Here is an 11409-nt window from a genome sequence, read left to right as displayed (position 1 = left end):
CGACGATGTTGCGCGCGCCTCGGCTTGCGCGGCCGCGGGAAATCGGCCATAAAGCGTGCCCATGGCCACCTTAGTCGAGATCTTGACCCGGGAAGAGGTTCGTCCGCAGGTGGTCCGCGCGTGCGCCTCACTGATCGACGCCGAGGTGAAGAGCAAGACTGGCCTTTCGGCCCTGGCCATCAAGGCAGGTTACAAGCTGGTCGCGGCGATCCGCCCGACCATGGTGGCGGACGTCGTCGACCGTCTGCTGCCCGAGTTCGCCGCGGCGATGGAGCCGGTGTTCGTCGAGAGCCGCGAGCAGGCCGCCCGCGCCGGCGCGCCGCTGCCCGAGGTGTTCGCCGCCCACGTCACCACCGAGGCGCCCCGCGTCGCCCAGGCGCTGCTCACGGTCACCGACCGCCGCGCCGCCAAGGCCAGCGGACCCCTGCGCAAGACCTACGACCGCCTGCGCGACTCCGCCGAGGCCCACGTCCGCATCGCGGTGCCGGGGCTGGCGCGCACTCTGGCGCCGTTCGTCGCCTGAGCGCCGGCCTCGGCCGCTGCCTCGCGGACGAGCGGCCGCGCGCGGCGGGCCCTGGCGGCGCGTTCGGCCCCGCGCGCGCATCGCTTGCGGCCCTGGAGGGTCGTGATACCGTGAGCCTCAGGGAGAGACGAAGTGGCGACTCCGGCTCCTGCTGACGCTGCTGCACCCGGGGACACGGATAACGAAGTTCGTGCGCTCCGTCAGCGAGTGGCCGAGCTCGAGCAGGCGCTCGCGGCCCGCGAGGCCCAGGCGTCGCGCTCGGTCGAGTTCCGCCGCTCGCTCTACGAGGCGTACGTGTACGGCCTCGGGCGCACGCTGTCGCTCTACGACCCGGCGTCGGTGCGCGTGCTGGTGCGCGAGATGGGCCGGCGGATCCGCGAGTACCTCGAGGAGGTCGGCTACGACCTCGGCGGACCGCGCACGCTCCACGAGGTGCTCGAGAAGACGATCGGCTTCTTCGTCGAGCACGGGTTCGTCGACCTCGAGGTCGTGAAGTGGGAGGACGACCTGATCCAGGCCCGCTGGCACCGCTTGCTCGGGCTCCGCGCGTACGAGCGGCTGGTCGCCGCCGGCGGTGAGCCGTTCATCTCGTGCCCGCTCAACGCGGTCATCCACGACGGCCTGGCGGAGTTCGGCAAGTCGTTCGAGCCGCTGAAGCACGAGTTCGACCTGGCCAAGGGCGACGTCGAGAGCTGGGAGGCGGTCGTCGACCTGCCGACCGAGCGCACGCCGCTGCCGCTGTCGCTCGACGCCGAGCGGGTGCTGACGATCGAGCGCGAGCAGAGCCGGCAGCTGCGGGTCCGCGACGAGTTCATCCGCATCGCCTCGCACGAGCTGTCGACGCCGCTGACCGCGACCAAGCTGGCGCTGCGCCGGCTCGAGGGCGCGGAGCTGCCGGAGGCGGCGCAGCACTCGGTCGGGGTGCTGCACCGCCAGCTCCGCCGGCTCGAGCTGCTGGTGTCGGAGATGCTCGACGCGACGCGCCTGCAGATCGGTCGCCTCCGCCTCGAGCGATCGCAGGTCGATCTGGTGGCGGTGACCGACGCGGTGATCGATCTGCTGACCGCCAGCGAGACGGGCGCGCCGGGGCAGATCCGACTGCACGGGGCGGCGTCGGCGGTGGGCGAGTGGGACCCGGCCCGCCTCGACCAGATCGTCACGAACCTGCTGACGAACGCGATCAAGTACGGCGAGGGGCGGCCGATCGACGTGACGATCACGCTCGACGGCGACGGCGCGCGCCTGCAGGTGGTCGACCGCGGGATCGGCATCGCCGCCGAGGCGCTCGAGCGGATCTTCGACCCGTTCGAGCGCGCGGCCCCGGTCGAGACCCACGGCGGGCTCGGGCTCGGGCTCTACATCGCCCGCCGCTTCGTCGAGATGCACGGCGGCCGGATCGCGGTGGAGTCCCGGCTCGGGGTCGGGGCGACGTTCACCGTCGACCTCCCGCTGGCGCCGTCGGTCCAGGGGTTGGTGGTGGAGGGTCCGCCTCGCGCCGGGAGACGTCGTCGTGAGCCCGGTGCTGGTGGTCGAGGACGACAGGGACATCCGCGAGACGATGGGCCTGGTCCTCGAAGGCGAGGGCTACGAGGTCGTCACGGCGCCCAACGGCAAGGAGGCGCTGCGCCTGTTGCAAGGCGGCTTGCGGCCGAGCCTCGTCCTGCTCGACCTCATGATGCCGGTGATGAGCGGCTGGGAGCTGCGCGAGCAGATGTTGCGCGACCCGTCGATGGCGGCCATCCCGACCATCGTGATCACCGGCGATACGCGGGCGACGCAGCGGACGGCGCAACTGCAGGCGGCGGCCTGCATCGCCAAGCCGTTCGAGATCAGCGACCTGCTGGCGGCGGTGGCCGAGGCGGCGCCGCGAGCGGAGGCGTGACCGCGGCGCGGCTGCGCGGGCAGCGAAGGCGGCGGGCGGCCCGGAGCCAGGCGGTGCGCGCCGCGAGCGGACACCTGCGCGGGGCGGGCCGCCGCGGCTTGCGGCGGCATGGGGCGCGATCGCGCGCCCGCGTCCTTTGTTATGCTGCGGTGCGCGCATGAGCGGGACGAAGCGATGGCCGTGGGACAAGCCGGACCACGAGGACGAGCCGGTCATGGCGGAGCTCCGCCCGACGGTGACCGGGACCGAACCGCAGATCGTCCGTTACCTGCGCGACATCGAGGTCGAGCCGCAGGTGAGCCCGGGCCTCGACGAGCTCGGGCCGCCGATCGACGGCATCGGTGACGGCCGCTACGCCGTCGGCGATCAGCTCGGCCGCGGCGGGGGCGGGGTGGTCTACCTGGGGGCCGACCGCAGCATGCGGCGCACGGTGGCGGTCAAGGTGCTGTCGCCGCACCACGTCAACGACCCGGTGCGGGTGCAGGCGTTCGTCGAGGAGGCGATCATCACCGGCGGCCTCGAGCACCCGAACATCGTGCCGGCCTACGACCTCGGCTGCAGCCCGACGCTCGGCCTCTACTACACGATGAAGCGGCTGACCGGGCGGCCGCTGTCGCAGATCATCGACGCGCTGCACGAGGGCGACCCGACGACGACGCACAGCTTCGGCATGTACCGCCTGCTCGGCTGCTTCATCGAGCTGTGCCGCGCGGTCGCCTACGCCCACGCGCGCGGGGTGCTGCACTGCGACCTCAAGCCGGAGAACGTGCTCATCGGCGAGTACGGCGAGGTCGTGCTGGTCGACTGGGGCCTGGCGCAGGTGATGGGCCCGCAGGGGCGCAGGCAGGCGCGGGCGCACATGCACGCCGGCACGCCGGAGTACATGGCGCCGGAGCAGATCACCAAGGCCGGCCACGACCTCGACGTCCGCAGCGACATCTGGTCGCTCGGGGTGATCCTCTACGAGATCCTCACGCTCACGCAGCCCTTCCAGGGCGCCAACGCCAAGGAGGTGTTGATGCGCGTGATGGTCGAGCAGCTGGAGCCGCCGTCGAAGCGGGCGCCGAACCGGCCGATCCCGCCGGGCGTCGAGGACATCTGTCGCCGCGCGCTGAGCAAGAACCGCGAGCACCGCTACGGCTCGGTGGTCGAGCTGCTGGCCGACCTCGACGCGGACCTCGAGGGCTCGCGCGAGCGCATGCGCCGGTCGGAGCTGGCCCGCCGCTCGCTCGACGCGGCCCACCTGCTGCTCGACCGCCTGCGGCCGCTCGAGGAGGAGTGCGACTACTGGCTGGCCGGGCGCCCGCGCGACGAGGAGGCGGTGGCGGGCACGGCGATGATGGACGAGCGCGGCCTGGCCGACCTGCGCCGCGAGCTGATGGCGGTCTACCGCGAGGCGGCGCTGCTGATCCTGCGCGGGCTCGAGAGCGACAGCGACGTCGACAGCCTCGGCGACGCCGGCGGCGACGTGTACTGGCGGGTGTTCATGCGCATCTACCCCTCGTCGACGCCGACGTCGGGCCCGACGCGCGAGGTGGCGATGGAGCTGCTGCTGACGCTGAGCCAGAAGTGCTTCAGCGGGATCGTGCGCGCCGGGCGGAGGCTCACCCGCTCGCGCGAGCTGTCGCCGATCACGACGTCGGAGCTGCAGCGGCCGGGGCCGGCGATCGACGACCCGTGGCTCAACGTGGTCAGCACGCTGTGCGGCGACGACGAGGAGGAGATCGACGCCTCCCGCGCGCCGCACAGCCTGCGCACGCTCATCGGCCGCATCATGTTCCTGCGCAAGATCAGCCTGTTCAACGCGGTGCCGACGGCCGCGCTGCTGCCGATCGCGGAGGCCTGCCACGAGGTCGCGTTCGCGCCGCTGCAGGCTGTGTTCGAGCAGGGGGCGCCAGGCGACGCGCTGTGCATCCTGCTCGAGGGCACGGTCGAAGTCGTGCGTGACGGCGCCGTCATCAATCGCCTCAAGCCCGGCGATGTGTGCGGCGAGGTCGCGGTGCTCAGCCAGTCGGCGCGCACGGCCGGGGTGTTCGCCACCGAGGAGCCGGTGCGGGCGCTCATGCTGGGGGCCGACCGCTTCCGCAAGATCGTGCGCGAGAGCGGCGACATCGGCCTCGCGGTCATCGAGGTGCTGTCCGAGCGCCTGCGCGTGGCGACCGAGCGCGAGGCGGCCCTGCGCTCGCTGGCCAAGACGATCCTGGCCAAGAAGGTCGACCTGGCCCTGCCGTGAGCGCCAGCGCGCCGCACCGGCCGCCGCAGATGCGCTAGCATCTCGGGCCTGTGACGCAGAAGCGGCGCGTGGTCGAGGCGCTCGCCGTGCGGTACTTCAAGCGCCGCGCGGGCAAGGCGGTGCACCCCGACGCCCGCGACGCGGTCCACTTCCTCAACCCGGACGAGCGCCGGGCGCTGCGCCGCATCGAGTACCTGGCGGTCGGCCGCGCGGCGATCGTCGGGGCGGTGTGCGCGGGGCTCGGGGCGATCGCCAACGTCGCCCTGCAGCCGCTGCTCGGCGACGACCCGAGCAGCGCGAGCTGGGGCCGGTGGGTCGAGTTCATGCTGCTCACGCTGCTGGCCGCGCTGCCGCTGGTGGCGATCGAGCTGTCGCTGATCTACTGGAACGCGATCGACTCGGTGCACCAGCTGGCGGCCGCGGCCGGCCTGCCGCTGTTCCGCGCCAAGGAGGTCGGGCAGGACGTGGTCCGCCACGCGGGCGACATCGTCGACGACGAGGACGAGATCTTCGCCGCGGTGCTGGCCCGCGCGGCGCTCGAGATCCCGAACCCGCCGCGGCCGATGTTCGGCATCGATCCGCGGCGCGAGGCGTCGCGCCTGCGGATCTTGCTGGCGACGCTGGTCTACAAGGCGAAGGTCAGCCTGACCAAGTTCGTCGCGCGCACGCTGCTGACGCGGATCTTCGGCCGCGCGGCGCTGCGGGCCTGGATCCCGTTCGTCGCCGTGCCGATCACCGCGCTGTGGGACGCGCTGGTGTGCCGCCGGGCGCTGCGCGAGGCGAGGCTGCGGGCGATCGGGCCGTCGGCGGCCAGCGAGCTGCTCGGCTTCGTGCTGGCGCCGCACCCCGAGCCGTCGCCGGGGCTGCGCGAGGCGCTGATGCGGGCCATCGGCTCCGCGGTGGTCCGCTCGCGCGACTTCCACCCGAACTTGATCGAGATGCTGGATGACCTGAAGAGCAGGATCGGAGAGACAGACGCGGAGGCGCTCGACGACGTGCCGCGCTTCATCGAGTGCCTGCGCCGGCTGCTGCCCGCCGAGCAGAAGGCGGCCCTGCACACGCTGGTGATCGCGTGCATCCTCGACGGGCGGGTGCGCCAGGGCGAGCGCGCGATCATGACCAGGGCGTTCCGCGTGTGCGGCCGGCCGCCGCCGCGGATCCAGGTGCTCGTGCTGCAGCGCGCGCTGCTGTCCGGCGATCAGCTGGCGCCGAAGATGCTCGACCTGCTGACGCCGTAGCGCTCGATATCGACCGAGCGCCCGCGCCGGCCCGATCTGCCGCGGATCGCCGCGAGCGGGTAGTCTCGGCCGGCCGCGAAGGCGAAGGATGGGACATGCCCGATCTGGCAGATGGGGACTCGGTCGAGGTCAAGGGGTCCGGCGCGAAGCCGTACGTGCTGAAGAACGTGGGCGGGGTGTACTCGTGCAGCTGCCCGGCGTGGCGTAACGCGGGCGGGCCGATCGATCGGCGCACGTGCAAGCACCTCAAGGCGCTGCGCGGCGAGGCGGTCGAGCTGGCGCGGATCGGCGCGCCTGCCGGGGCGGCCGGGGCTCCGAAGTCGGCTGTCCCGAAGGCCAGCAAGGCTGGCCCCAAGACCAGCTCGGAGGACGGCGACGAGGCGGGCGAGCAGGCGCCGCCGCTGCTGCTGGCGCACGTGTACGAGCCCGACGTCGACCCGACCGGCTGGTGGATGAGCGAGAAGCTCGACGGCGTGCGGGCCTACTGGGACGGCAAGCGGTTCGTGTCGCGGCTCGGCAACGTCTATCACGCGCCCGAGTGGTTCACGGCCGGGCTGCCCGAATTCACGCTGGACGGCGAGCTGTGGCAAGGTCGCAAGGCGTTCCAGCGCACCGTGAGCGTGGTGCGGCGGCAGGACGGCGGCGACGCGTGGCGGCAGATCCGGTTCCTGGTGTTCGACGCGCCGGGGCACGAGGGCGACTTCGAGGCGCGGATGCGCCACTACCACGGGGAGCTCGAGCGGCGGCGGCCGGCGTTCGCCAGCGCGCACGCGCACGAGATCTGTACCGGCGCGGCGCACCTGCAGCGTGAGCTTATGCGGGTGGAAGCGCTCGGCGGCGAGGGCCTGATGCTGCGCCGGCCCGGCTCGCGCTACGAGGTCGGCCGCTCGCACACGCTGCTCAAGGTCAAGACGTTCCACGACGACGAGGCGCGGGTGGTCGGGCACCAGGCCGGCACCGGCAAGCACAAGGGGCGGCTCGGGGCGCTGCTGGTCGAGCTCCGCAACGGCACGCGGTTCGCTCTCGGCACCGGCCTGTCCGACGCCGACCGCAAGGACCCGCCCGTGGTCGGCACCATCGTCACGTTCCGCTACCAGGAGCTGTCGGACGGCGGGGTGCCGCGCTTCCCGTCGTTCGTCGGGGTCCGCCACGACGTCGCCTGGACGCCCGGCTCGGCGCCGGCCCAGAAGGCGAGTCGATGACGTTGTTCGGGGCGGAGGCCGGGGCGTGAGCGGGCTCGGGGGGCTCGGCCGGAGTTGTCTCGGGCGCGCAAATATGGTACTTGCGCAGCGCGAATTCGCACTGAACAAAAGGCCGTCCGTCGAATCGATCCACCTCCCCCAGGTTTTGACTTTCGCCGCCGCGTACCTGCGAATTCGTCGACCCATCAGCACGAAAGACCCCACGGACACTCCATGAACACGTTCAATCGCATGTTTTTCGCCTCGGGCCTGGTGGCCTTCGGTCTCGGCATGTCTTCCACCTCCGGGTGCGGCGGCGGCGACTACTGCTCGACGGTCTTCAACAAGGCCGTGGAGTGTGCCTCCCCCGAGGAGAAGGCGCTCGTCGAGGGCCTGAAGGACCTGGTGATGAAGGACTGTCGCGAGAAGAAGGACCGCGACCCCGAGGAGGAGAAGGCCGATCTCGAGTGCGCCAAGAAGAGCGCCTGCGACGAGTACAAGAAGTGCCAGCAGGAGCTGAGCGACAAGAAGCAGGCCATCCGGATCAAGAAGGAAGTCGAGGGCGCGCTCAAGACCGGCGAGAAGATGGAGGACGCCCTGTCGTCCTGTAAGTACAGCGACATCAAGGACGAAGAGGTCAAGAAGCTGTGCGCTGACCTGTTCAAGAAGTCGATCGACGCCGCGATCAAGGAGCTCGAGGGCATCCGCGACAGCGGCGGCGACGGCCTGAGCAAGTGCTTCGACCTGCAGGCGACCGCCGAGAAGGTGTCGCCCGAGGAGAAGACCAAGGCCGACGCCCTGTGCAAGGAGGTCGAGGCCGGCAAGCGCGCGAAGGAGGCCCTCGACGAGGCCAAGAAGAACCTCGACGGCGGCACCAACGAGGTGCCCTTCCAGTGCAGCATGGCGGTCGAGGACCTCGAGAAGCTGACCTCGGACTGGGCCAAGAACAAGCTGCAGGAGGTCGCCAAGGGCTGCTACGTCGACCTCGGCAAGAAGATCCTGCCGGCTCAGGTCGACAAGATGCTCATCTGCGAGTACCAGGTGGAGCAGGTCTACAAGGCCGTCAAGAAGTACAACCTGAAGGACGCCGAGCTCGACGGCTGGATCACCAAGGCCGACGCCAAGTGCGCCGGCTCCAAGTGAGCGGTTTCCGACCCCCGAACTAGCCTGACGGCGGCCTGACGGCCGATCGCGCCCGCCCCACTCCCCCGAGTGCGGCGGGCGTCGTCGCGAGCGGGCGCGAAGGACATGCTCTGAAGCGCATGTCCGAAGAGACATGGAGGTGCGGGAGGGCTCCGTTCGGAGAGCATGTCCTTTCGGACATGTCGCCACGCGGTCAGATCCCGAACTGCAGCATCAGCGAGCCGAGGCGCTCGGGCGGGGCGCCACGGAAGGCCGGGTAGACGTCGAGGGTGCCGAGCAGGTGGACCCAAAACCAGCCGAGGCGGGCGAACACGCGGACGCCGGGGCGGGCCAGCGGGGCCAGCTGGATCGGCGCACCCACGCCGATGCCGCTGTCGGGGACGAGCCGGTGCGGGACACGGGGATACGTCAGCTCCCACGCCGGGATCACGGCCACGCGGGCGCGCGCGTCGGTCTCGATCACCAGGCTGTGGACCCACACCTGCGGCCACGCGAGCTCCCAGCCGAGTCGCAGGCGCGGGCGCACGCCCTCGGGCGAGAAGCCGAGGCCGACGCCGGCGACAGGGCCCCCGGGGTCGAGGCGAAACGGGGCCTTGAAGGCGATGCTCACCGGGTCGTCGCCGCGCTTGGCGATGTCGCGGGTGATCCGGCGGCCCTTGCCGCCCCGGAACAGGGCCGGCTGGTACTCGCGCCACGGACGACGGAAGTCGAGGCTGAGGCGCACGCTCTCGGGCTGCGCCTGCGGCTGGTAGACGACGGCGTAGTGGGGGAGGCCTGCCGGCGAGACTTTCGGGTGGCGGCGGCGGTTGGTCGTCCTGCCGGTGTCGCAGCCGCAAAGCGCAGGGCCGACGAGCAGGTCGGCGCGGAGCTCGACGACGGCCCTCGCCTGTCCTGCGGGCCAGGTGACCAGCAGCTCGCGCTGAGCGACGCCGAACCGCGGATCGAGGCTCGCGACCGAGTCGGCGACGACCTCGCCGTCGAGGCGGACGACGACGTCGGCGCCGGTCGGGTAGGCGAAGGTCAGCGGGATGTCGCCGGCGACGGCGCGCGTGAGCACGTAGCGGGCGGTCCAGGTGCAGGCGAGCCGGCCGCGCCTGGCCGGGCGGCAGGTGAGGCCGGCGACCTCCTCGGAGGTCGTGACGGCGGCGGCGAACGGGTCGGGCACGTACGGCGGATGAAAGGTCGGGCCGAGCAGGGCGCAGTCGCAGGCGTGCACCGGGCGCGGGTCGGCCAGCGCGGCGGCGACGAGCGGGAGCAGGGCGAGCGCGCGGGGGCGGGTCATCGGTCAGGGCCGTGGTCGCAAGGAGGGGACACGCGAGCGAGGTTCGGAGGGTCGAGAGAACATGTCCGAATAGCCATGTGCCTTCCGCTGGCCCGAAGGACATGTCCGGAGAGTCATGGGCGTGTGGGCGCTCCGCGGGCGAAGATCGCTGCGCGGAGCGCGTGCGCGGCGGCGAGGCCGCGCGCGACAGCCTGGCACATCGCCGCTGCCGCGACCACGACGTGGCGGCGCCGGAGCGCGCGCTTGTGAAAAATGTCCGAAAGTTCATGCGAGTGGGCCGTGCGGCGCGGGCTCGGGCGACGCGCTATGCTCGCGCCGTGGTCCAGCACCTGCAGGTCGATCCGAGCGCGTCGCAGGTCGACATGGGCGTCGAGACCCGGGGCCTGCCGTGGCGCGGGGTCCTGCGTCACGTCGGCTTCCGCCGGGTCTGGCTGGGGGCCATGGGCTCGTCGCTCGGCACCTGGATGGAGGGCGTAGGCGTCCAGTGGCTCATGGCCGAACAGACAGCCTCGACCCTGATGCTCGGCGCGCTCGCGGTCGCGCAGCTGGGGCCGATGCTCATCCTCGGGCTGCCGGCGGGGCTGCTCGTCGACTGGGTCGACCGGCGCAAGATGTTGCTCGTCACGCAGGTGGCGATGATGGCGATCGCCGGGCTGCTGGCGGTGGCCCACGCGTTCGGCTGGGCCACGCCGCCGGTGCTCATCGGGCTGGGCCTCGTCAACGGGATCGCCATGGCCTTCAACACGCCGGCGTGGCAGACGCTGAGCCCGCGCCTGGTGCCGCGCGAGGAGCTGCCGCAGGCGATCGCGCTGATGGGCATGCAGTTCAACCTCGCGCGCGTGGCCGGGCCGGCGCTCGCAGGTGTCCTGATGGCCAGGTGGGGCGCGACCCTGCTGTTCACCCTCAACGCGCTGAGCTTCGTCGGCGTGATGTGGGCGGTGCGCTCGACCGCGCCGGCGCCCCCGGCCAGCACGGGCGCGCACAAGCCGTGGCGCGAGGTCGGCGAGGCGCTGCGGTTCGTCCGCGACCACGTCGGCGCGCGCCAGGTGATGCTGGGCCTGTTGCTCCTCAGCATGCTGGCGGCGCCGCTGCAGCGGATGCTGCCGCTGTTCGTGTCGGAGGTGTACCACGCCGAGGAGGCCACCTACGGCGTGATGCTGTCGGCCGTCGGCGCCGGCGCGGTGCTCGGCGGGCTGTCTCTGGGCCGCCTGCCGTCGTGGTACCCGCGGCACCACATCATCCCGCTGGCGCTCCTGATGTCCGGGGCGTCGATGACGCTCTTCTGCGCGCTGACCGAGCCGGCGTGGGCGGCCGCGTGCCTGCTCGTGTCGGGCTTCTTTTGGATCTGGGCCTTCTCGAGCCTGATGACCTCGGTCCAGCTCCTGACCCCCGACGTGATGCGCGGGCGCGTGCTGGCGCTGTTCAACATGGCGATGTTCGGCGCGATGCCGGTCGGCAGCGTGCTGTCGGCGCTGCTCGGCGACTGGCTGGCGGTGCAGCTCGGCGGCGGCCCGGGCCTGGCGGTGCAGCTCGGGGTCGGCGTGTTCACGCTGATCCTGCTGCTCGCCGGCGCGGTGCTGCTGATCTGGCGCACCCCCGAGATCGATGACCTCAAGCCCGGCGACCGCGGGCACACCCGCCGGCCCGGCATCTGGGCAGGGATCACGGCCGCCGGGCACCGGCCGACTTGAGTCCCCGGGTTGCGCTCGGAGGCTCCGGGCGATGCGGCTGCGCTGCATGTTCGGGCATGTTCCGAACGACATGTTCTAAAGGGCATGCCAGAAGGCGCCGCGGCGGCTCGATCATCCGGGGGCAGGTCGCGGGTCGGCGCCGGCGGCGGGCTCGATCATCCTCGGGAAGACGCGCGGCGGGCGGGCGGCGGCGCGTCGATGACATGACCTCCGGGACATGTCATCCATGGGGTTCG

8 protein-coding genes and 1 pseudogene are annotated in these 11409 nt (G+C 72.0%); 8 read left to right on the top strand and 1 reads right to left on the bottom strand.

The window, feature by feature from the left end; genetic code table 11:
• Nucleotides 1–61: 61 nt before the first annotated feature.
• The 7 genes and pseudogenes from OV079_RS22345 (at nucleotide 62) to OV079_RS22315 (ending at nucleotide 8200) form a co-directional block, all read left to right on the top strand.
• Nucleotides 62–523, top strand: a complete 462-nt coding sequence (locus OV079_RS22345) for a DUF6918 family protein (RefSeq protein WP_267770886.1) — start codon at nucleotides 62–64, stop codon at nucleotides 521–523.
• A gap of 360 nt (nucleotides 524–883) precedes the next feature.
• Nucleotides 884–1966, top strand: a pseudogene (locus OV079_RS58345) (sensor histidine kinase); the annotation flags it as partial.
• A gap of 115 nt (nucleotides 1967–2081) precedes the next feature.
• Nucleotides 2082–2405, top strand: a complete 324-nt coding sequence (locus OV079_RS58340; RefSeq protein ID WP_267778616.1) for a response regulator — start codon at nucleotides 2082–2084, stop codon at nucleotides 2403–2405.
• A gap of 157 nt (nucleotides 2406–2562) precedes the next feature.
• On the top strand, nucleotides 2563–4638 hold the full coding sequence (locus tag OV079_RS22330; RefSeq protein WP_267770885.1) for a serine/threonine-protein kinase: 2076 nt from the start codon (nucleotides 2563–2565) through the stop codon (nucleotides 4636–4638).
• Nucleotides 4639–4688: 50 nt separating this feature from the next.
• Complete coding sequence (locus OV079_RS22325) at nucleotides 4689–5876, top strand: LBF_2804 family protein (RefSeq protein ID WP_267770884.1); 1188 nt, start codon at nucleotides 4689–4691, stop codon at nucleotides 5874–5876.
• 95 nt (nucleotides 5877–5971) lie between these two features.
• Nucleotides 5972–7078 (top strand): DNA ligase, encoded by a 1107-nt coding sequence (locus tag OV079_RS22320; RefSeq protein WP_267770883.1) that lies wholly within the window; start codon nucleotides 5972–5974, stop codon nucleotides 7076–7078.
• A 213-nt stretch (nucleotides 7079–7291) separates the two neighbouring features.
• Nucleotides 7292–8200, top strand: a complete 909-nt coding sequence (locus OV079_RS22315) for a hypothetical protein (RefSeq protein WP_267709369.1) — start codon at nucleotides 7292–7294, stop codon at nucleotides 8198–8200.
• Between the two features lie 193 nt (nucleotides 8201–8393).
• Here OV079_RS22315 and OV079_RS22310 read toward each other — a convergent pair whose 3' ends face one another.
• Complete coding sequence (locus tag OV079_RS22310; RefSeq protein WP_267770882.1) at nucleotides 8394–9482, bottom strand: hypothetical protein; 1089 nt, start codon at nucleotides 9480–9482, stop codon at nucleotides 8394–8396.
• A gap of 317 nt (nucleotides 9483–9799) precedes the next feature.
• Between OV079_RS22310 and OV079_RS22305 the strand changes: the two genes are divergently transcribed.
• Nucleotides 9800–11173 (top strand): MFS transporter, encoded by a 1374-nt coding sequence (locus tag OV079_RS22305; protein ID WP_267770881.1) that lies wholly within the window; start codon nucleotides 9800–9802, stop codon nucleotides 11171–11173.
• Nucleotides 11174–11409: the final 236 nt, after the last annotated feature.

This window comes from Nannocystis pusilla (genome assembly GCF_026626665.1).
GTDB lineage: Bacteria > Myxococcota_A > Polyangia > Nannocystales > Nannocystaceae > Nannocystis > Nannocystis pusilla.
The sequence above is the reverse complement of the archived record's forward strand: the minus strand, read 5'-3'. Positions and strand labels throughout refer to the sequence as shown.

What these genes read in the sequence shown, in the direction of transcription:
- OV079_RS22345 (WP_267770886.1), top strand. Translation starts at nt 62, where the DNA reads ATGGCCACCTTAGTCGAGATCTTGACCCGGGAAGAGGTTCGTCCGCAG.
- OV079_RS58340 (WP_267778616.1), top strand. Translation starts at nt 2,082, where the DNA reads ATGGGCCTGGTCCTCGAAGGCGAGGGCTACGAGGTCGTCACGGCGCCC.
- OV079_RS22330 (WP_267770885.1), top strand. Translation starts at nt 2,563, where the DNA reads ATGAGCGGGACGAAGCGATGGCCGTGGGACAAGCCGGACCACGAGGAC.
- OV079_RS22320 (WP_267770883.1), top strand. Translation starts at nt 5,972, where the DNA reads ATGCCCGATCTGGCAGATGGGGACTCGGTCGAGGTCAAGGGGTCCGGC.
- OV079_RS22315 (WP_267709369.1), top strand. Translation starts at nt 7,292, where the DNA reads ATGAACACGTTCAATCGCATGTTTTTCGCCTCGGGCCTGGTGGCCTTC.
- OV079_RS22310 (WP_267770882.1), bottom strand. Translation starts at nt 9,482, where the DNA reads ATGACCCGCCCCCGCGCGCTCGCCCTGCTCCCGCTCGTCGCCGCCGCG.